The 20425-nt window shown below is 59.9% G+C and carries 17 protein-coding genes; 10 read left to right on the forward strand and 7 right to left on the reverse strand.

All coding sequences use genetic code 11. From position 1 onward, the window contains the following. The first annotated feature begins 63 nt into the window (after window positions 1-63). The 5 genes from B145_RS0112860 to B145_RS0112880 all read left to right on the forward strand — a co-directional run bounded on the left by B145_RS0112860 (window position 64) and on the right by B145_RS0112880 (window position 5409). Complete coding sequence (locus B145_RS0112860) at window positions 64-993, forward strand: AAA family ATPase (RefSeq protein ID WP_018607844.1); 930 nt, start codon at window positions 64-66, stop codon at window positions 991-993. Continuing rightward, window positions 990-1982: a DUF58 domain-containing protein gene (locus B145_RS0112865; RefSeq protein ID WP_157288398.1), complete on the forward strand. Its 993-nt coding sequence runs from the start codon at window positions 990-992 to the stop codon at window positions 1980-1982. The genes B145_RS0112860 and B145_RS0112865 overlap by 4 nt, the downstream gene beginning before the upstream one ends. Next, on the forward strand, window positions 1975-3921 hold the full coding sequence (locus tag B145_RS25545; RefSeq protein ID WP_018607846.1) for a transglutaminase TgpA family protein: 1947 nt from the start codon (window positions 1975-1977) through the stop codon (window positions 3919-3921). Before B145_RS0112865 ends, B145_RS25545 begins: the two co-directional genes overlap by 8 nt. A gap of 10 nt (window positions 3922-3931) precedes the next feature. Next, complete coding sequence (gene mltB, locus B145_RS0112875; RefSeq protein WP_018607847.1) at window positions 3932-5014, forward strand: lytic murein transglycosylase B; 1083 nt, start codon at window positions 3932-3934, stop codon at window positions 5012-5014. A 77-nt stretch (window positions 5015-5091) separates the two neighbouring features. Then, on the forward strand, window positions 5092-5409 hold the full coding sequence (locus B145_RS0112880; protein WP_018607848.1) for a hypothetical protein: 318 nt from the start codon (window positions 5092-5094) through the stop codon (window positions 5407-5409). 285 nt (window positions 5410-5694) lie between these two features. Here the strand turns inward: B145_RS0112880 and rpoS are convergent, their stop codons facing one another. From rpoS to surE, 4 genes are read right to left on the reverse strand one after another with little or no spacing between them, the layout of a single operon-like run. Further along, on the reverse strand, window positions 5695-6636 hold the full coding sequence (gene rpoS / locus B145_RS0112885; protein WP_018607849.1) for an RNA polymerase sigma factor RpoS: 942 nt from the start codon (window positions 6634-6636) through the stop codon (window positions 5695-5697). 8 nt (window positions 6637-6644) lie between these two features. After that, entirely contained in the window at window positions 6645-7652 is a 1008-nt protein-coding gene (locus B145_RS0112890) for a peptidoglycan DD-metalloendopeptidase family protein (RefSeq protein WP_245541857.1), read from the reverse strand. Between the two features lie 8 nt (window positions 7653-7660). Continuing rightward, window positions 7661-8335, reverse strand: a complete 675-nt coding sequence (locus B145_RS0112895) for a protein-L-isoaspartate(D-aspartate) O-methyltransferase (protein WP_018607851.1) — start codon at window positions 8333-8335, stop codon at window positions 7661-7663. Then, window positions 8328-9074: a 5'/3'-nucleotidase SurE gene (gene surE / locus B145_RS0112900; protein WP_018607852.1), complete on the reverse strand. Its 747-nt coding sequence runs from the start codon at window positions 9072-9074 to the stop codon at window positions 8328-8330. The genes B145_RS0112895 and surE overlap by 8 nt, the downstream gene beginning before the upstream one ends. 366 nt (window positions 9075-9440) lie before the next feature. Between surE and B145_RS0112905 the strand changes: the two genes are divergently transcribed. From B145_RS0112905 to B145_RS0112915, 3 genes are all read left to right on the forward strand, one after another. Continuing rightward, complete coding sequence (locus tag B145_RS0112905) at window positions 9441-12770, forward strand: transglutaminase family protein (protein ID WP_018607853.1); 3330 nt, start codon at window positions 9441-9443, stop codon at window positions 12768-12770. Window positions 12771-12850: 80 nt separating this feature from the next. Then, window positions 12851-15310: a circularly permuted type 2 ATP-grasp protein gene (locus B145_RS0112910; protein ID WP_018607854.1), complete on the forward strand. Its 2460-nt coding sequence runs from the start codon at window positions 12851-12853 to the stop codon at window positions 15308-15310. Continuing rightward, window positions 15307-16248 (forward strand): transglutaminase family protein, encoded by a 942-nt coding sequence (locus tag B145_RS0112915; RefSeq protein WP_018607855.1) that lies wholly within the window; start codon window positions 15307-15309, stop codon window positions 16246-16248. Before B145_RS0112910 ends, B145_RS0112915 begins: the two co-directional genes overlap by 4 nt. 62 nt (window positions 16249-16310) lie before the next feature. Here B145_RS0112915 and B145_RS28645 read toward each other — a convergent pair whose 3' ends face one another. The 3 genes from B145_RS28645 to B145_RS0112935 form a co-directional block, all read right to left on the reverse strand. After that, window positions 16311-16553 carry a hypothetical protein gene (locus tag B145_RS28645; protein ID WP_157288399.1) on the reverse strand — a complete coding sequence of 81 codons (243 nt, stop codon included), beginning with the start codon at window positions 16551-16553 and terminating at the stop codon, window positions 16311-16313. 458 nt (window positions 16554-17011) lie between these two features. Then, a complete protein-coding gene (locus B145_RS0112930) occupies window positions 17012-18088 on the reverse strand; it encodes a phospholipase A (RefSeq protein WP_157288400.1) in 1077 nt (358 codons plus the stop codon). 172 nt (window positions 18089-18260) lie between these two features. Next, complete coding sequence (locus B145_RS0112935) at window positions 18261-18485, reverse strand: hypothetical protein (protein ID WP_018607859.1); 225 nt, start codon at window positions 18483-18485, stop codon at window positions 18261-18263. A gap of 367 nt (window positions 18486-18852) precedes the next feature. On the opposite strand from B145_RS0112935, the gene B145_RS0112940 reads away from it, so the two are divergent. Both B145_RS0112940 and B145_RS0112945 read left to right on the forward strand, forming a co-directional pair. Then, on the forward strand, window positions 18853-19278 hold the full coding sequence (locus B145_RS0112940; protein WP_018607860.1) for a DUF3806 domain-containing protein: 426 nt from the start codon (window positions 18853-18855) through the stop codon (window positions 19276-19278). A 250-nt stretch (window positions 19279-19528) separates the two neighbouring features. Beyond that, complete coding sequence (locus B145_RS0112945) at window positions 19529-20377, forward strand: peptidoglycan-binding domain-containing protein (protein ID WP_018607863.1); 849 nt, start codon at window positions 19529-19531, stop codon at window positions 20375-20377. Window positions 20378-20425 lie beyond the last annotated feature (48 nt).

Raw genomic sequence — 20425 nt, forward strand, 5'->3', positions numbered from 1 at the left:
ACTGTAAAAAACGGCGCAAACGCCGCACGCTCCCCCTGAACCCTTTGAGGTCACGTTTTTTTCATGTCTACGCTTTCTGATAGTACCCGCCTGAGCCATGCGATTCTGGATCAACTGGGCGGCATCCTGCTGGGTAAGGCACAGGCTTTGCGCCTGTCTCTGGCCTGCCTGCTGGCACGTGGTCACCTGCTGATCGAGGATCTGCCCGGCGTGGGCAAGACCACGCTGGCCCATGCGCTGGCCCGTTCGCTGGGCCTGGAGTTCCAGCGCGTGCAATTCACCAGCGACCTGCTCCCGGCAGATTTGATCGGGGTGTCGATTTTCGATGCAGCCCAACATACCTTCCATTTCCACCCTGGGCCGATCTTCACCCAGGTTTTGTTGGCTGACGAAATCAACCGCACCACACCGAAAACGCAAAGTGCCCTGCTCGAAGCGATGGAGGAGCGGCAAGTCACCATCGATGGCGCCACCCGGCCATTGCCGGTGCCCTTCTTTGTAATCGCCACACAAAACCCTTCACGCCAGATTGGGACCTTTCCGCTGCCGGAGTCCCAATTGGATCGCTTCCTGATGCGCATTTCGCTCGGGCTGCCAGATGCACAGGCCGAGCGCGAACTGCTCTCCGGTAAAGATCGGCGTGAGCTGCTTGCGGCACTGGCCCCGGCGGTCACACCGGATGTGCTACGCACGCTGCAAGCGGCAGCGTCCTCCCTCCATGTCGGGGACAAGCTGCTCGACTATGTGCAAGCCTTGCTTGCTGCCAGCCGCAGCCTGCCCGATCTGAACCAGGGTTTGAGCCCACGGTGTGGCATTGGCCTGCTCGCTGCAGCGCGTGCCTGGGCCTTGATTGAGGGGCGAGACCATGTGCGCCCGGAAGACGTGCAAGCCGTATTTCCCAGCGTAGCCGCCCACCGCCTGCATGCCATTGATGGCCGGGCGAGCGGCACCGTGCTGGCCCGCCAGTTGATCGAAGCCGTGGCCCTGCCTTGAGCCCGGATCGTCGCCAGACGCCATCCTGGTGGCGGCGTCAGTTCCTGCGCTGGGCCATGCGTCGCGCACCTGAAACGCAGCCGATCCGGCTGCGCCAGTCTCGGGTATACGTCCTGCCCACCCGCGCGGGGGCGGCCATGCTTAGCACGCTGGTGGTGATGCTGATCGCATCAATCAACTATAACCTGTCGCTGGGCTATGGCTTCACCTTCCTGCTCGCGGGGGCTGGGCTGGCGCACATCCTGCACAGTTGGCGGACGCTGGTGGGCCTGGAGATTACCGTCAGCCCAGAAGGGGAAGTGTTTGCCGGTGAGTTGGCCCACTTCAACCTGCGTTTGAACAATCCTGACCAACGCGAACGCCCTGCCCTGTCGATCCGGGATGAACATGGGCATGAGCAGGCCTGTGTCGATGTGCCATCACGCAGCACCCTGAGCGTGCACCTGAGCGTGGCCGCCCCTCGGCGCGGTTGGCTGCGCCCCGCGCTGATCATGCTGGAAACACGTCAGCCCCTGGGCTGGGTGAGAGCATGGAGCTATCTGCACCCGGCCGTGGAGCATCTGGTCTATCCGCGTCGGGCGGGTGATCTGCCCATGCCCTTCGGCCAAGGTGGTAGCGCTCAGGGGGAAGGCCGCAGCACGGGTGGTGTAGATGATTTTGCCGGGATACGGGAGTTCCGTGAGGGGGATTCACTCCGCCATGTAGCCTGGAAGAGTCTGGCACGCGGCCAGGGGCTGCTGACCAAGGTGTACGAAGGCTATACCTCCACACAACTGGTGTTTGACTACGCCGAACTCCCCTCGCATCTGGCACAGGAGGAACGCCTGTCACAAATGGCACGTTGGGTTGATGAAGCGCGGCAGGCGCAGTTGCGCACCGAATTCATCCTGCCCACGGTCCGCCTTGGCCCTGCCGAGGACGAAGGACATCACAGCAATTGCCTGCGCCAGCTCGCTTTGTTTGGCAACGCAGGAGGCCGCGATGATTGACCGCTCCCCGCTGACCGGCCCAGGCGCACTCCAGTTGATTGCCACCTGCGCGCTGGCGATCCTGCCCTTCTTTTTCTTCCAGCCCTGGCCCTTCACGGCTTTCGCCCTGGCACTCTTCGCGTGGCGTGTGTGGCTGACACGCAGCCGCCTGATCGCCCCGCCAAAGCTTTTGCTCTTGCTGATCGCGTTCCTGGGGGTGGGGCTGGCGATCCTGCTGTTCCACACGGTTATCGGCAAGGATGCCGGGCTGGCGATCCTCAGCCTGATGCTCCCGCTCAAGCTGCTGGAAACACGCAGCGCCCGGGATGCCCGTGTGACCATGCTGCTCAGCTGCTTCCTGCTCACCGGCCAATTGCTGATGGCGCAGACGATGGCGATGGCGGGCGTGGTAACGGCCTGCACCCTGGCAATCCTCGCTACCACAGCCAGCCTGCAGCGCCCGGGCATCCCGTTGCGCAAATCCTTTGGGGTTGCGCTCCGCCTGCTCGCATCCGGTCTGCCCTTGATGCTGGTGCTGTTTCTGCTCTTCCCCCGTATTGACGGGCCACTGTGGCGCATGCCGCTGGATTTGAACAGTGCGCGCAGTGGCTTGTCGGATTCGATGAGCCCGGGCTCGATCAGCAATCTGATCAAGTCTGGCGACATTGCTTTCCGGGTGAGTTTCAATGGATCACCTCCGCCCGCCTCTCAGCTTTATTGGCGGGCCGTGGTGCTGAACAACTTCGATGGTTATACCTGGGAAAGTGGGCTGGCCTTCCCCCGCAAGGAACCTGCCTACACGCCATCCGGCCCGGCCTACCGCTACTCCCTGACCCTTGAGGCGCAAAACCGCCCTTGGCTGATGGGGCTGGATTACCCGGCCTCGGGGATTCCCGATGTGCAATACATGTCGGACCTGTCGATCCGTGCCCCGCGCCCGGTCACCAATCGCATGCGGATGGAGATCGCCTCCTACCCGGCAACCCCGGTCGGGCTCGATGAGATGCGGCAGATCATTTCCTCCGCCCTGCGCCTGCCGCCCACGAGCAACCCCCGCACCCAGGCCCTGGGGCGAGAGTTGGCCGAACGCAACAGCAACCCCGCCGCCCGCGTCAGCGCCGGGATTGCCGCCATGCAAAAAGCCAAGCTGATCTATACCCTGGAGCCTCCGCCCCTGGGGCGCCAGGCTGCGGACGAGTTTCTCTTCGATTCAAAACGTGGCTTTTGCGAGCACTTTTCCAGCACCTTCGTGATCATGATGCGTGCAGCGGGTGTGCCGGCACGCGTCGTGACCGGCTACCAGGGCGGCGAATGGAACCCTGTTGATGGCACCTTGGTTGTTCGCCAGTCGGACGCTCACGCCTGGGCAGAAGTGTGGCTGGAGAAGCGCGGCTGGATGCGGGTCGACCCCACTGCCGCCTCGGCGCCACAGCGCATCGACGCAGGCTTGGCCGGAGCGCTCCCCAATGATGATACCCTGCCGCTGAGCCTGCGTAAAGACATCCCCCTGCTAGCCACCCTGCGTTATCGCTGGGAGGCCGTCAACAATGCCTGGAACCAGTGGGTACTGGGCTACAACGCCGAGCGCCAATTAGGTCTGCTTCGCGCATTGGGCCTGCCGGAAGCAGATTGGCGCCAATTAATTGGCGCGCTGACGGCCTGTGTGATGCTATGGATGGCGGTGCTCGCCCTTCGCAGCCTGCCACGCCGGGCCCGGCTTGATCCGCTGGGGCGCTGCTGGCAGCGCTTCTGCACCCTGCTCGCCCACCAAGGGATTCCTTGCCTGCCCTGGGAAGCGCCGGGGGATTTCGCACGCCGTGCGGCCCAGGCACTCCCACCGCTGGCCGGAGAAATTGAACATATCGGTGAAGAATATGCCATGCTTCGCTATGGACGCCGTTCGCCAAGCCCTGCCGACATTGCGCGCTTAGAGGCACGGATCAAAGCCCTTAAACATTGATAGCCCCAACATGAGTCTTCGCCTGCTGCACCGTTTGGCCCTGGCCGCCTGTCTACCGCTTGCCTTGAGCATCTTTTCAGCACCTGCCCAGGCAGGTTATTTTGATGAACGCGACGATGTGCGCGCCTTTATTGCCGATGTAGCCACCCGCAACAAGCTTGATGCCACGGAGATGACCCAGGCGCTGGCCAAGGCGACTCCGTTGCCCAAGGTCATTGACCTGATCAAACCGCCCAGCCAGCCCGGCGTGCGCTCCTGGAAGCGTTACCGCGCCCGCTTCCTGGATGCCCCACGCATTTCTGGCGGCGTGCAGTTCTGGCAGACCTATCAGGCAGACCTGGATCGCGCCTCAAACAACAGCGGTGTGCCACCGGAAATCATCGTCGCCATCATCGGCGTGGAAACGGTCTATGGCCGCAACACAGGTAACTTCAGTGCGCTCTCTGCACTTGCCACGCTCGCCTTTGATTACCCGCCACGCGCCGAACTGTTCCGCCATGAACTGGAAGAACTCTTCCTGCTCGCCCATGAGCAACATCAACCTGTAGACGCCTACCTTGGTTCTTATGCCGGTGCCATCGGACTCCCCCAGTTCCTACCCAGCAGCTTGCGCAGTGTGGCAGTGGATGGCGATGGTGACGGCATCATTGACCTGCGTGGCAGCCCCAGGGATGCCATCTACAGCGTAGCCAACTTCCTCGCCCAGCAGGGTTGGGTACGGGGTGGGGAAATCGCCCGCCCGGCCCTGATCACCAATGCGGAAATTGATCTCAAGCCGTTGCTGGACGCGGGCATCGTCCCCACGCTGAGTGCCGATCTGCTCGCCCAACAGGGTATTGCCAGCGGCACAGCCAAGGGCAGCAGCAAGGAGCTGGCCACTCTGGTCGATCTGGTCACCCCCAACGAACCCACGCAGTATTGGCTCGGATACCAGAATTTCTACGTGATCACCCGTTACAATCACAGCAGTTTCTACGCCATGTCGGTCGCAGATCTGGCTACCACGCTCAAGCTGGAAATGCGCGCCCGCCAGGAAATGATCCGCCCGGTTTCACTGACACCTGTGGTCACCAAAAAATCACGAAAGAAATAACAGTTTCCAAAAGGTTACCGCGTTTGAGCGTGATTGAATTCCCACCGAATATTTTATGGGATTACAAGAAGAAACCTATGAGCATCATTTCCGACTTTCTCAAACGCAAAACCATCGACATTCAGGCACAAAAGTTCTCAGCCCAGTTCCTGCAACGTCTGCCCCTGCATCGAATTCATGACAAAAAGAAATTTGATGTGGAATTTGGCATTATCTTTGCCCACATTCAAGGCTACCAACGAAAAGAAAAATTGGGCTTCTACGGAGAAGCTCGTCTGGTCAACGCTTTCCAATGGGGATTGATCAGTGCAGGTTACGAAAAACATGGTGCACTCAAGCTCGGGCGGCAGATAACGGCGCGTTTAAGGTCGGCACAAAAAAGACCTAAAGCATAATACCAAACGCATTTTCCATCTCTTTTACCTCCATGTTCGCAACCGCAGCAATCCGGCTGTTTAAAGAATCTGACGCAGAGAGTTCATCTGTGCTTCGGATAGAAGAAGAGATTAAGCTCGAATTTGCAGAGATGTGCTTGGCAACGCAGTGGGCGCGGCTCAACCGGCCAACCTGCAGGGCTCATGTGCTGCGGGCGCATTGCGGCGTTGGTGCTCCTTACAAGGGGGCACCCTTGTTGCGTCGCAGCGCATGAGCATGACTGGCGAGGTAATTGGGAACAGGCCCTAGTACAACACCTCGCGGGATACCCCGCGCCGCTTGAGGATTCGACGCAGTTGGGCCAGGGCTTCGAGCTGGATCTGGCGAACCCTTTCGCGGGTCAGGCCTAATTGCGCGGCCAGGTCTTCCAGGGTCAGCACATCCACATCGTTGAGCCCGTAGCGATGCAGGATCACCAACCTTTGTTTCTCATTGAGCTGGTTGGTCCACTCGCGGATGAGGGATTCCACTTCTGCGTTATGGATGGAAGACTCAGGCGTTTCGGCATTGTCATCGGCAAGCGATTCGCCAATCGAAAGGTTCGGGTCAATGTCCAGCGGTGCATCAAGCGAAGCCGTGTGCTCATTGAGCGAGAGAATCTCGCGCACGGCACCCACAGGCCTGGAGAGTTTGGCGGCAATGTCTTCAACGCGTGAGCTGGCACCATTGCTGGCTTCCAGCTGGCGTTGGGTACGCAGCACCTGGTTGAGTTCCTTGACCACATGCACCGGCAACCGGATGGTACGCGACTGGTTCATGATCGCGCGTTCGATATTCTGCCGAATCCACCATGTGGCATAGGTGGAAAAACGGAAACCGCGCTCGGGATCGAATTTTTCCAGCGCGTGCATCAGGCCGAGGTTGCCTTCCTCAACCAGATCCAGCAAGGGAATCCCGCGATTCAAATAGTGTTTTGCAATATTGACGACCAAACGCAAATTACGCTCAATCATCTTCTGCCGGGCTTCGAAATCCCCCTGGCGCACACGCCGGGCCAAGGCGGCCTCTTCCTCTGCACTCAGTAGGGGATTCAGCCCAATTTCGTTGAGGTAGATCTGAGTGACATCGTTGAGATAATCGCTATCTGGCGGGGTGGCCGCAATGACGTCAGCGAATACCTCCAGCTCTGCTGGAAGATCCGGCTCCTTGTCTTCTGCTTCATCATCTAGGAATTCCGGATCGTACATGTCAGGCCTCAGCGGTTTGGCAAATACTTGAGAGGATCGACAGGGCTTCCCTGTCGCCGGATTTCAAAGTGCAGCTTGGGGCGGTCTGCATCAGAGTTACCGAGCGCAGCAATTTTCTGTCCTTTCTGGACGGTTTGCCCTTCCTTGACGAAAACTTCGCTGTTGTGAGCATACGCGCTAATGTAATTACTGTTGTTGTGTTTGACGATGACAAGATTGCCATAGCCCCTCACACCCGTACCGACATACACCACTCGCCCTGCACCCGCAGCAAGAACTGGATCTCCAATATTACCGGCGATATCCAACCCCTTGTTGGTCGAATCGTTAAATCCTGCAATCACCTTGCCCGTGCTGGGCCATACCCAGTCTACATCGTCATCCGCGCCGGAAGCTGAACCCGGTTTCCCGCCAGCCGTTTGGGCAGGCTTGCTTGCCGGGGCCGAGGATGCAGCCGGTGCGCTCGCTGCTGCAGTGCCACCGGGTTTAAGCCCGGCCTGCAAATCTTTCCATGCTTGTGCACTGTATGCGATGCGACCGCCCTTTGGTTCAGTTTTATTGCCCGCAGAGGTCGGCGGTGTTGTAACACCGACAGACGTAGCCGTCCCCGTCCCCGCCGGGCTAATGGGGCGCGACGTGCTGCCATCCAGCGGACGGGATTCAATAGCAGGCGGCGGCGCCAGTGGCTTGCTCACCACCGTACTGGAACCCTCTGGCGGAACCACCCGCAACTCCTGCCCCTGTTTTATGACATTAGCATCGCCCAGATTGTTCCATGCTGCCACATCGCGGTAATCACGCTCGTACTGATGGGCAATGCTGTAGAGCGTATCGCCACGCTTGACAATGTAATATCCCGGACGCGCCACGGCAGGCACTTCCACCGTGCTGGCTGCGGCCCCTGGGCCCCGAGACTCCACGGGAGCGGGCCCGCCTTTGGTGGCGCAACCCGAGGCCAAAGCGCACAGCCCTGCAATCATTGCAACTCGCTGAATCATCGATAATACGTTTGACATGCCTGTCCTCATTCCGTTCCGGGTAGCAGGGGTACGAACCGCACCGCATCCAACCGCGTTTCCTTGATGCTGCCATTGCTCTGCCGTTCAAGCAAGACAATGATCTGATCCCCCCCTGCCCGTCCCAGTGGCAACACCATGCGCCCACCTGGGGCCAATTGGTCCACCAAAGCCTTGGGCGTGGCAGTTGCTGCAGCGGCCAGGATGATGGAGTCGAAAGGCGCCACCTCCAGAAGCCCGATGCTGCCATCGGCATGTTTCAGCCGAACATTTGGCAGCCGCAAGGGTCGAAGGTTCCCCCGCGCCTTTTCCAATAATTTACCGATTCGCTCGATGGCATATACATCACTTGCCAGAAAGGACATCACCGCCGCCTGATAACCGCAGCCTGCCCCCACCTCCAAAGTTCGACCCAGGCCAGGGCGCCCGGCCACTAGTAATTCAATCATCCGCGCCACCACGAAGGGCTGCGAGATCGTCTGCTGGAACCCCAGCGGCAAGGCCGTATCCTCATACGCCCGGCTGGCCAAAGCCTCTTCCACAAACTGGTGTCGGGGCACCTGGTTGATGGCTGCCAACACCCTCTCATCGCGGATGCCATCGGTACGCAACCGATCAACCATCCGCGCCCTGGCCCGCACAGCAGTGCCGCTGGCGGGTGAGACATTCACGCGCTCAATCATTTTTCAACCAGGAAGAAACGTTCTCAATCTGAGCATACTGGGTCAAATCGATCTGCAACGGTGTCACCGACACATAACCATTGGCAACAGTGTGGAAATCTGTCCCCTCGCCCGCATCGGCAGCCGCCCCGGCCGGGCCGATCCAGTAGATCGTGTCCCCCCGTGGGGTCGTATCCCGCACCACCGATTCCGCCTTGTGGCGCTTGCCCAGGCGTGTGGTGCGGTGTTCCAGCAGATCCTCGTAGGGCAGATCCGGCACATTGACGTTAAGCAGCACAGGTTCCTTGAATGGGCGCCGCACCAGGCGCTCAACCATCTCACGGGCAACCCGCGCGGCAGTATCGAACTGAGTCGGGGTCCGCCCAACCAGCGACACCGCCAGCGACGGCAGGCCCAACAGATAGCCTTCGGTTGCCGCCGCCACAGTGCCGGAGTAGATCGTGTCATCCCCCATATTGGCGCCGTGGTTGATGCCGGAAACCACCATATCGGGAGCCAGATCAAGCATGCCGGTCACAGCCAGATGCACACAATCGCTCGGGGTGCCATTCACGTAGTAGAAGCCATTGGCGGCACGGCGCAGGTAAAGCGGGCGATCCAGCGTCAAAGAATTACTGGCGCCGCTGCGGTCACTCTCGGGCGCCACCACGGTAATCTCGGCGATCTTGGCCAACTCCCGCGCCAACGCCTGAATACCGGGGGCAAAATAACCATCGTCGTTACTAATGAGGATGCGCATGAATCGCCTGTTCTGGAATAAGAGCCTGTTTCACAATCAAGCAGCCTGATTCCGGCAAGCGCTTACTTGGCACCCCCGCCAGAATCCGCCAGGCGATGGCAGCCCGCCCCGCCCAAGACTCACCATTATATGATGATCGCCTCGCCCCGTCTGTACCACGTATCTCCTGACCAGCAATGGTCATCTATCCTTCACCCCAGCCCCATCCCGGTGCCATTGAATCGATCAGCACCAACACCGGGCCTACCCCGGTGCTTACCGCTTCGCTTCAGCGCTGCCAACAGGGCTCAACGCCGCGCACACTAATTGCTAGAGTAGAGGCACCAGCGGAACCTCCACCCCCGCACAGAGAGAGAAGAGCATCGCATGTCGATCCACGTCGCCCTCAATCACCTCACCCACTACCGCTACAACAAACCCATCCTCCTCGGCCCCCAAGTGGTGCGCCTGCGCCCGGCTCCCCATTCACGGACCCGGGTCTTAAGTTATTCCTTGCGCGTGACACCGCAAAAACACTTCATCAACTGGCAACAAGACCCACAATCGAACTACCTTGCCCGCCTCGTATTCCCGGAAAAGACCCAGGAATTCCGCGTGGAGGTCGACCTGGTCGTGGAAATGGCGGTGTTCAACCCCTTTGACTTCTTCCTTGAGCCCGAAGCCACCCACTACCCGTTCAAGTATGACGACGCACTGAGCAGCGAACTGGCCCCCTTCGTCAAACCCACTGCGCTGACCCCAAAGCTTGCCGAGCTGCTCGCAGCCGTGCCGCGCGAGAAAACCCCGACGCTGGACTTCCTGGTCAGCCTCAACCAGCGTCTGCAAAAGCAGATCGGCTATGTCATCCGCCTGGAACCCGGCGTGCAATCCCCCGAGGAAACCCTGAGCAAGACCACCGGCTCCTGCCGCGATTCGGCCTGGCTCCTGGTGGAGTTGCTGCGCCACCTCGGGCTGGCCGCCCGGTTCGTCTCGGGCTACCTCATCCAGCTTACGCCAGACGTCAAAGCGCTGGATGGTCCTTCCGGCACGGAGGTCGACTTCACCGATCTGCACGCCTGGTGCGAAGTCTATCTACCCGGCGCAGGCTGGATCGGGCTGGACCCCACCTCCGGCCTGCTCGCGGGTGAAGGCCACATCCCGCTGGCCTGCTCGCCAGAACCCGCTTCGGCAGCGCCCATCACCGGGCTGATCGAAGAGTGTGAAGTCGAATTCGAGCACCACATGCAGGTCCGCCGCGTCCACGAAACTCCGCGTGTCACCAAGCCTTATACCGATTCACAATGGTCAGCCATCAAAGCCCTCGGAACCCAGGTGGACGCCAGACTCAAGGCAGGCGATGTGCGCCTGACCCAAGGCGGGGAACCCACCTTTGTTTCGATTGACGACCGCGATGGCGCGGAATGGAATACCGAAGCGCTCGGCCCCACCAAGCTCAAGCTCTCGGCCGAACTGCTCGTCAAGCTCAAGGCCCAATATGCCCCGCAAGGTTTGCAGCATTTTGGACAAGGCAAATGGTATCCGGGTGAGCAGTTGCCGCGTTGGTCGCTGAATCTGTTCTGGCGCAAGGATGGTGAGCCCATCTGGACCCACCCTGAACTTTGGGCCGAAGAGGGGCGCGACTACGGCACCACCGCCGCGCAGGCGGCGCTTTTCCTGCGTAACCTGGCGCAACGCCTGGGGGTGGATAGCAAATATGCGTTCCCTGCTTTTGAGGACGCCTGGTATTACCTCTGGCGCGAACGGCGTCTACCCGCCAACGTGGACCCGTTCGACTCCCGCCTGGATGATCCGCTTGAACGCGAGCGCCTGCGCAAGGTATTCAGCCAAGGGCTGGATGCAGAGATCGGCTGGATACTCCCGCTGGCCCGTGATCCGCATGCCGAGGGCTGCTGGCACTCCGGCTCCTGGTTTCTACGCGATGAGCGCTGCTACCTGATTCCGGGGGATTCACCGATCGGCTACCGCCTGCCCCTGGATTCTCAACCTTGGGCCAAGCCATCGGATCGCCCGTGGATTGCGCCGATCGACCCCAATCAGAGCTTCCCCGCCCTACGCCCCTATCAGCGCCTGATCCAGCCCAGCCGACAAAGCCCCCTCGCCCCCAACACGCTTGAGGGGCAACGTGGCCCTGCCCATCAGCCCGCGATGTTTGAGTCCGCCAGCGGGGTCACCCGTACGGCCCTGTGCGCTGAGCCGCGCGATGGCCGACTGCATCTTTTCATGCCCCCCACCTCTGAACTGGAGGACTATCTCGACATCGTTGCGGCCATTGAGGACACCGCCCAATCGACCGGCATCCCCGTTGTGCTGGAAGGCTACGAGCCACCCAAAGACCCACGCCTGACGGTGCTGCGCGTCACCCCTGACCCAGGTGTCATCGAGGTCAACATCCACCCCGCGCAAAGCTGGGATGAGCTGGTCGAGCAAACCACCCATCTCTACGAAGTGGCTCACCATACCCGTCTGTCGACCGAGAAATTCATGCTCGATGGGCGCCACACCGGTACGGGTGGCGGCAACCATTTTGTTCTTGGTGGTGCCACCCCGACCGATTCCCCCTTTCTACGCCGCCCCGATCTGCTGGAGAGCATGATCGCCTACTGGCATAACCACCCGGCGCTCTCCTACCTTTTCAGCGGGCTATTCATCGGCCCCACCAGTCAGGCACCACGGATTGACGAGGCACGCAACGAATCCGTCTATGAAATCGAAATCGCCTTGGCCGAATTGCACCGCAGGCAGCAGGGCGCCAGGCACGATTGCCCACCCTGGCTGGTGGATCGGGCCTTGCGCAACCTGCTCATCGACGTGACCGGCAACACCCACCGCGCCGAATTCTGCATCGACAAACTCTATTCGCCTGACTCCGCCGCCGGGCGGCTGGGCCTGCTGGAATTGCGCGGTTTCGAGATGCCCCCGCATGCGCAGATGAGTCTGACCCAGCAACTGCTGCTGCGTGCGCTGATTGCCCGTTTCTGGGCCTCCCCCTACCAGCCGCGTCGTCTGGTGCGCTGGGGCACGGAGTTGCATGACCGCTTCATGCTGCCCCACTTTATCTGGCGCGATTTCTGCGATGTGGTCGAAGAACTCCAAGACAGCGGCATACCCATCGAGGCAGAATGGTTTGCCCCGCACTTTGAATTCCGCTTCCCCAAGCTGGGGGACTTCGTCACCCGCGATGTCGATGTTGAATTGCGCTTGGCATTGGAACCCTGGCATGTCACCGGCGAAGAAGGCGCAGCCGGTGGCACGGTACGCTACGTGGATTCCTCGGTCGAACGGCTGCAGGTCAAGGTGCAGGGCATGATCGATAGCCGCCACGTACTGGCCTGCAATGGGCGGGTGGTACCCCTGCACCCTACCGGCACGCATGGCGAATATGTGGCGGGCGTGCGTTACCGCGCCTGGGCGCCAGCGGCTGGCCTACACCCGACTATCCCATCACACGCTCCGCTGACTTTTGATCTGCTGGATGGCTGGATGCAACGCTCGCTTGGCGGCTGCCAGTATCACGTCGCCCATCCGGGCGGGCGCAACTACGCCACCTTCCCAGTCAACGCCTATGAAGCGGAAGCCCGCCGCCTGGCGCGCTTCTTCCGCATCGGCCACACGCCCGGAGCAATGGATCTACCTCCGGAGGAACGCAACCCGAACTACCCCTTCACCCTGGATCTGCGGCGGCCACCACTTGCCTGAAAGACCGCCAGCCCGACGCCCCTCTTGCAATCGGGCGCAAGGCTGGCGATAGTGCGCACTTGACCACGCGACAACCCAGCATGCCCCAGCAACTGCTTGCCCACTATCCAGAGGATGCCCGGCGCTACGACGAAATGTTCGCCGCCTACGCCCAGGCACGCCCACATTACGCGGAACTCTTCTCCAGCCTGAGCACGCAAGGCCCCAAACTCACCCAGGCACTGTTCAGCGAAGTGGATCGGCAGATCCGCGATAACGGTGTGACCTACAACGTCTATGACGACGCGGAAGGCAGTGGTCGCCCCTGGATGCTGGACCCTCTGCCCCTGATCATCTCCGCCGAAGAGTGGCGCGGCATCGAAACCGCTGTCGCGCAGCGGGCTCAGCTTTTCAATACCATCCTGGCCGATCTGTATGGCCCACAATCGCTGTTGCGCGAGGGCCGCCTGCCCCCGGCGCTGATCCTCGGCCACCCAGGCTTCCAACGCCCGGCCCATGGCATTACGCCACGTGCGGGTGTGCATCTGCACATGTTTGCGGTCGACCTCGCCCGTGCCCAGGATGGCCGCTGGTGGGTCATCAATGATCGCACCCAGGCGCCTTCCGGCGCAGGCTATGCGCTGGAAAACCGGATCATTGTCTCGCGTCTGTTCCCCGAGCTTTTCCGCGACCTGCGCGTGCAACGGCTGGCCGGTTTTTTCGCCGCCCTGCGCGATTCGCTGGCCAGCCTCGCTCCGCATGACGATGAGCGCGTCAATACCGTGCTGCTCACCCCTGGCCCCTACAACGAAACCTATTTCGAGCAGGCTTATCTGGCCCGCTATCTAGGCTTCCCGCTGGTGGAGGGGCAAGACCTGACGGTACGTGATGGCTGCGTATGGCTCAAAACCCTCTCCGGCCTGCGCCGGGTGCACGCCATCCTGCGACGCATGGATGACGATTACTGTGATCCGCTGGAACTACGGGCGGATTCGGCGCTCGGCGTACCCGGCTTGATGGAGGTCATCCGCCGGGGCAATGTGTTGCTGGCCAACTCCATTGGCTCCAGCATACTGGAAACCGGCGCGCTCGAAGGCTTTCTGCCGGGCCTGTGCGAACACCTGCTCGGTGAAAAACTGATCATGCCGGGTGTGGCCACCTGGTGGTGCGGCGAAAAGGCCGCAATGGAAGATGCGCTGGCCCATGCCGACCACCTCGTCTTCCGTAGCGCCGTGCCACACCGCCATTTCGGCCCCGTGTTTGGCGAAGACCTTGACGACGAAGCGCGTGCCCGGCTGGAAGCACAGGTCCGGGCTGCACCGCGTGAATATCTCGCCCAGGAATCCATTGCCCTCTCGCGCGCCCCGGTATTGGATCGCAACGAAACCCGCCACCTGAGCAGCCGTGCCGTCGGCCTACGGGTATTTGCGGTTGCCACACCAGAAGGCTACATGGTGATGCCGGGAGGATTAGCCCGAACATCCAGCGACAGTGATCTGCGCATTCTCTCCAGCCAGCGCGGCGGTGGCAGCAAGGACGTATGGATATGCGGTGAGCGTAACACCCCCACCACCAGTCTGCTACGCCCTCCGGCTCACGCGGGTGATCTGGTGCGCAGTGGCTCGGGGCTGTCCAGCCGTGTGGTGGAAAACCTGTTCTGGTTTGGTCGTTACAGCGAACGCTGCGACAACATTGCCCGTTATCTGCGCGTGGCCATGATGCGGGTGACGGACAATATGGAGGCCCCCCGCGAATGGGCTTCCCTGGCGATGCTGGGCAAATCCCTGGGCGTGTTGCCAGAGGTCTACGAAGAGCAGGATGCCGCGCTGCCGCTGATCCGCGCCATCATGGATGCCGACCTGCCCGGCGGGCTGGCTTCGCACATCCTGCATCTGTCGCGTGCAGGGTTCCAGTTGCGCGAGCGGCTATCCACCGACAACTGGCGCACCCTGAATACGCTGGCCAGCAGCGTGGGCAGCAAGGCGCATGACAAGGTCGGCATCTTTGAAGCCATCGCCATACTTGATAAGCATATCTCCACCTTCATGACCCTGGCCGGTTTCGCACTCGATGGCATGACGCGGGATAACGGCTGGCGCTTCCTCTCGCTGGGGCGACGCATCGAGCGCCTGCAATTCCAGACTGAAGTTATTGAAGCGGCTATGAAGATGGGCGCCGTGGGCAACCCGGAGTGGCTGTTGGAAATCTCCGACAGCATCGTCACCTATCGTTCGCGCTATATGAGTCGGCCGGAATGGATCGCCACGCTGGACCTGCTCATTGCAGACGAAGCCAACCCACGTGGCATACTCTTCCAGGCCACCGGTCTGTGCGACTATCTGGATCGCCTGAGTCGTGACCTAGGCATCATGCCAGGGCGGGAATTGCGGGAACTGCAGCAGCACCTTCAGGCTCTCGACCCGGAAGAGGATTTCAACCCCGACGGTCAGCGCCTGCCGGCCTTGCTCGCCCAGCTGCGCCATGCTTCAGGCACCCTGTCTGACCAGCTCGGGCTGCAATTCTTCAGCCATGCCAGCCAGACTACGCGGGTGATTGCATGAGTGCCAGCCGCCTCTATCACGTCATCCACGAAACGGTGTATCACTACGCGGCGCCGGTCACATTGTCGCAGCACCTTTTGCACCTGACGCCACGCAATTACGATTACCAGCATGTGCTGCGCAATAGCATCGAATTAAGCCCGGAGAGTACCGAAAGCGAGCAGGGTACGGACTGGTTTGGCAACCCCATGCGCTGGCTGGCGATACGCCGACCGCATGACACCCTGCGCCTGATTGCCGCCAGCACGGTAGAAGTGCTGGATCGCCCCCTACTGCAACGCACTGCCCCCGGTCCGGCCTGGGACGTGGTTGCCGCCCAGCTTGCCGCCTTCCCCTGCGATGCGCCGCTTGGAGCCCAGGAATGCGTGATGCCATCCTTCCACGTGCCGCTGCTGGAGGACGTGCGCAAGTGGGCCCAGGCGAGCTTCCCGCCCGGGCGGCCGCTTCTGGAGGCCACGCGCCACCTGATGCTGCGCATTTATGACGAATTCAAATTCGACCCGGCTGCCAGCACCGTGGCTACCCCCGTCAGCACCACCTTCAAGCAAAAGCGCGGCGTGTGCCAGGATTTTGCCCATCTCATGCTCTGCGCATTACGCTCGCTGGGGTTGGCAGCACGCTACATGAGCGGCTACATCCTCACCCACCCGGCACCGGGCAAACCTCGCCTGATCGGGGCAGATGCCTCGCACGCCTGGGTGTCGCTGTGGTGCCCGGAGTTGGGCTGGGTAGATTTTGACCCGACCAATCACCAACAGCCACGGCTGGAGCATGTGGTGCTGGGTTGGGGGCGGGATTTTGCAGATGTCAGCCCGATGCGCGGGGTGATTCTAGGCGGAGCCTCTCACGAGGTGGATGTGCATGTCACCGTAATGCCTGCGGAAATGCGTGGTTTTGCCGCATTGCTGGAAGAAGTCCGCAAGCGCCCACAGGCATAAATTCACGGCGAAGGCGGCGTTGGGCAAAGCAACCAACGTCCGCCTCTACCCGACGTGGCAGTCTAGCCGAAACGGCCGTTCGTCAATTCCTGCTGGAATGCCCCCAACCATGCACGCCCAAAACCACATTCATATTTGCGCGTCTGGCCGGTGGATTTCCGGGTTACGGTCACCACGCCCACCTCATGCGCACAGCCTTTGAGGTGATCTTCCATTTCCCGGCAATCGAAATCACTGTCCCTTAACCCGGAACGGCTTACGATATTCGAGAACTCCTCCCACTCGCTCTTGAACACAACAGTCATACCCACTACCTCCCACGTTTGTGAAGTGTGAATACACAGGCGGCAGGAGGGTTTTGCCTAAACCTCATCGCAGCCGCCCAAGGTTGCTGCCCGAAACCGGACCCTGGCAGCATGCCCCGACTCTGGGTTTGATTTCAAGTGGTGAAATCACCCGGAAAAACAACGCCTTCTCCCACAGCTTTCAGGCATGCACCATCGCGGGGATTGCCGACGTTCGGGCAGGCGTCAAAATGCTTTCATAATCAGCAATCATCCGCACAAAAACCGGTGTTCAGGCACTTTTTTCAATAAGATCACCTGGAGCAAAGCACATTAATTCCACTGATCTAAAACATGCATATCGATTATGAATTTGAGATTTTTCACCTCAAAATACAACCATGCTGCGCTAAAACGCTGCGCCGCCATATGTCTCGTCAATTCTTACCCATAAACCGATTATATGTTAAGAAACGTACTCACCAGTCTGTCAGCATGACACCCATGCCAATCGTATTCTGGTAGTGGTTATAGTCGATCAGGGTTTCACCATAACCCTTGAACCACTGCATATAGCCCCTGAAGCGGGAGGTCAGCGGGAAGCTCCAACCAAATTGTACGGCCCCACGGTTGGTGTGGCGATGCAGGTTGTTGCGGATCATCAGATCCCAGCTGTGCCCCCAGGCTTTACCGACCATGGTCAGGTCAAAATTGCCCATGAAGCGGGTAATGTCCGGGTTATCGTCGTTGGTGGGGTCTTCTTTCAGGCGCACCCAGGAGCGCAACATCATGCCCAAGCTGCCGCGTTCCATTGCTGCCGCAGCAAAAACCCGGTTCCAACTGCGGGAAAAATCCTTGGCCCGACCATTGGACTGGTGGTTGACGCCCAACACATAGCCATTGATCTTCCAGCCCAGCAGAGATTGATTAACGCCGTGCTGATACCACAGCTCGGGTTCATAATTGGTTTCGCGGAAAGGGGCGGACGCAACGCGGTTATAGACCTGCCACACGGAGCGCTGGGTGTAGGCACCATAGAAGCCATCTTCATCGTCGAAAATGTGGGTGACGATCGGCGCCTTCAGGCTGATCTGGAATTTGGCTTCGAGCTTTTGGGCTTTGGAAGAATCTGCACTCGCATCCCGCGCAAACGGTGCATTGTCGGGCCGCCGTTCGTTGTAGCTTGCCAAAAGCAGGTAATTGGGCCGATGGGCGAGGATGGCGTATTTGTTGTCTTCCCCGTTTTCTTGGGCGAGGCGCTCACTGATGATGGCGGGCGCAGGTGCGGGCGCCAGACTGGGGGCCTGCTCCGAGACCTCGACCACAGGCGCCTTGGCAGGTGGTACATCAGCCGAGTCTGCCTTGACCTGCGGCGCGGCAGGCACGGAGACTGATTTGGCAGACGCCGCCTGATCTGTGGCACAACGGGCGCGGAGTTCCTTGACCGTCAGCGTCTCGTCCGCCTTGTCCAGTTGTTCCAACAGGCAGGCTTGCGACGCCTGATCGGCCCGCGCGACAGCACTCCCCAACAAAATCAGCACAAGGCTGCTTCGCAAGACAAGGCTCAAAATTATCTTTCTTTTATATCAAAAATTTGAAACAGGTCAGACGGCCTTGCCCCAGGCAAGTTCCCCCGCCGACATAACACACCCGACCGCCAAAATGGCGAGGCCAGACAAAAACATGCCTCCACACCCAAGGCTGGATGGGGAGGCAGGGAGAAACAACCTATGCGACAGTGTTGATAACCTGACCGAGCGTTTGTCCACTGGTGTTAACCATCTGAGCCTGTGCAGATTGCTGTGCTGCCTGCTGGGCCTCCTGGACGCGCTTGTTGCTCGCTTCCTGTTCACTGTTCTCGCTCACCTTCGCCTGTTCCGGTCCCTGCGCACGCGAACTTGTCTGCGCAGCGGCACTGGTCAGGGATGAACTGCCTGTAGCACCAACGTTCATGAATCTTCCTTTCAGTTGGTCGAGTACCGGCTTTCCCTCCCGAGAAAACCAGCCACCGGGCACAAAGATCTGCACCCACTTTCATTAACGACCACAAATGCCACTTTTTCAAGCTGCTTCGGGGGGAATCACGCCTTTTCCACGCCCAGGATCAAGCATACTTTACACTGCCTCCCCCGGCCTGCCGTTAACGAAAGATTAGGAATGCCGCTTGCCCTTGCATCCTCGCAACGATTCTAGTTGTTTAGTCCCGCAGTATAGTGTGCGGCGGGTGCCTTACCCCTACGCCCAAAATGTACCCTCACGGTTTTGACCACCGGCCCCCACCCGCGTTACAGTAGTACATGCCGTCTGGATGAGAAACACTATGCAATCGAACACAGAAGCAATGAACGCTCAGGAACTGGCGGACATGGAGGACATGCGCGCCTGGGTACGCGGCCATTACACCCCGGAAGCTGTCCATGAATACGACACGGTATCCGGCAAACTCAAGCTACTGCAAGAGATTCTCAACGCGGGCTGGATAGATGAGTCGGAAACGCTCAAGCTCCAGTGCCTGGGCATCACCTTTGGCGACGCCATCAGCCAGCAGCTTGGCCTAAATTGGGTGATGGTGGAGGATGAATATGGCCGTGACCCCGCCTTGACCCTGGAAGGCACCAGCATCCTGCTGTTTCCCAAGACCATGATCTCCAAACGCATTGAGGATGGTGAAGAAGTCGACGTACAGGAACTGTTCGCGCTCATCACAGCCAAAGTCATGGAGATTCGGCACGAACAAGCCAATTGATGTGCGTCTCGTTCAATAGCACAACAAATCCCATAAAAATACTCCAAAAGCATACACCAATCAGCCCACCACACAATGATTATCCTGCGTGTATTTTGCGGCGCAACAATCTCTCCCTTACCCAGCGCCGCCTAAAGCCGCTCCTGCTCCGTCCTTTCGGGTGAAGCCAGCGAAAAGTGGCTTTTGCGGCTATGCTTGGAACAATCACAAATACACTTCTCCAAAGCCCAAGCCTAGAGAGGGAGACAACATGGACGGAACCCCGATTTCCGCAGTGGACAAGTCGTACTCGGGCCGGATCGACAACATCGATTCTGCATACCTGATGCAAGCCTTGGTGAGCCGATATCACACCGAACAATTGGTTGCATTCCCTCGGGAACTCATGCTGGCGATCTGTTGGGAGGAGAGCCTCTTCCAGAACCTTGCCCGCTTCAGCGGCTCTGCCATCGGCTACGGCCAGCTTGAAAGCGCCGGGCTACGCATCGCCAACCAGCACCTTCTGGGCAAGCTCGCAGTCGGCGAAGGGGCTTTCACCAAGGAGGCGATCCTCGCTTCGCGTGAGAGCAGCATACTGGTCATCAGCCATTGCCTTGCGGGGCTGTATGAACGACTGGGCAACTCGGCTGAGGCTGCATTGATTGCCTATGCCGGGCAACAGAATCTGGCCGTTGTTGAGCGCTGGCAGGCGTGTGCCCAGGCACTGCAAAAGCTCCCGGCGGAATTCGATCCCCTGGCCTTTGAAGCAGCGTTGCAACAGGCACGTCCGTTTGAAGAGACTGGGCCGGTCTATCACCATATCCACACCCGGTTGTGGCCTTTGCAAGACGTGCTGGATAGGCTCAAAGGGCCATTGCAGGTTGGCGCTTGCGGAGCACAGGTCCGCCTCCTGCAAGAAGCACTCAATCGCCTGCTGATCACACAAGCCACCCTGATTGCCACGGTGCTGCCACTCACGGTGGATGGGGATTTCGGCCCCAAAACTCTGGAAGCCGTCAAAGCCTACCAATACCTGCGTGAGTTGCCGACGAACGGTATTGTGGATGAACTCACCCTGCGAACACTGCGGCAACGCACAAAAACATACCAGATGATTTAAACCGCCCAAGCGGGGCGGTGAAATTGACGTGCGCACACCCGGCAATTC

This window comes from Uliginosibacterium gangwonense DSM 18521, assembly GCF_000373965.1.
Taxonomy (GTDB): Bacteria; Pseudomonadota; Gammaproteobacteria; order Burkholderiales; family Rhodocyclaceae; genus Uliginosibacterium; species Uliginosibacterium gangwonense.

Excerpts from the sequence above, each read along its gene's own strand:
- B145_RS0112860 (WP_018607844.1), top strand. The coding sequence starts at position 64 with ATGTCTACGCTTTCTGATAGTACCCGCCTGAGCCATGCGATTCTGGAT.
- B145_RS25545 (WP_018607846.1), top strand. The coding sequence starts at position 1,975 with ATGATTGACCGCTCCCCGCTGACCGGCCCAGGCGCACTCCAGTTGATT.
- mltB (WP_018607847.1), top strand. The coding sequence starts at position 3,932 with ATGAGTCTTCGCCTGCTGCACCGTTTGGCCCTGGCCGCCTGTCTACCG.
- B145_RS0112880 (WP_018607848.1), top strand. The coding sequence starts at position 5,092 with ATGAGCATCATTTCCGACTTTCTCAAACGCAAAACCATCGACATTCAG.
- rpoS (WP_018607849.1), bottom strand. The coding sequence starts at position 6,636 with ATGTACGATCCGGAATTCCTAGATGATGAAGCAGAAGACAAGGAGCCG.
- B145_RS0112890 (WP_245541857.1), bottom strand. The coding sequence starts at position 7,652 with ATGTCAAACGTATTATCGATGATTCAGCGAGTTGCAATGATTGCAGGG.
- B145_RS0112895 (WP_018607851.1), bottom strand. The coding sequence starts at position 8,335 with ATGATTGAGCGCGTGAATGTCTCACCCGCCAGCGGCACTGCTGTGCGG.
- surE (WP_018607852.1), bottom strand. The coding sequence starts at position 9,074 with ATGCGCATCCTCATTAGTAACGACGATGGTTATTTTGCCCCCGGTATT.
- B145_RS0112905 (WP_018607853.1), top strand. The coding sequence starts at position 9,441 with ATGTCGATCCACGTCGCCCTCAATCACCTCACCCACTACCGCTACAAC.
- B145_RS0112910 (WP_018607854.1), top strand. The coding sequence starts at position 12,851 with ATGCCCCAGCAACTGCTTGCCCACTATCCAGAGGATGCCCGGCGCTAC.
- B145_RS0112915 (WP_018607855.1), top strand. The coding sequence starts at position 15,307 with ATGAGTGCCAGCCGCCTCTATCACGTCATCCACGAAACGGTGTATCAC.
- B145_RS28645 (WP_157288399.1), bottom strand. The coding sequence starts at position 16,553 with ATGACTGTTGTGTTCAAGAGCGAGTGGGAGGAGTTCTCGAATATCGTA.
- B145_RS0112935 (WP_018607859.1), bottom strand. The coding sequence starts at position 18,485 with ATGAACGTTGGTGCTACAGGCAGTTCATCCCTGACCAGTGCCGCTGCG.
- B145_RS0112940 (WP_018607860.1), top strand. The coding sequence starts at position 18,853 with ATGCAATCGAACACAGAAGCAATGAACGCTCAGGAACTGGCGGACATG.
- B145_RS0112945 (WP_018607863.1), top strand. The coding sequence starts at position 19,529 with ATGGACGGAACCCCGATTTCCGCAGTGGACAAGTCGTACTCGGGCCGG.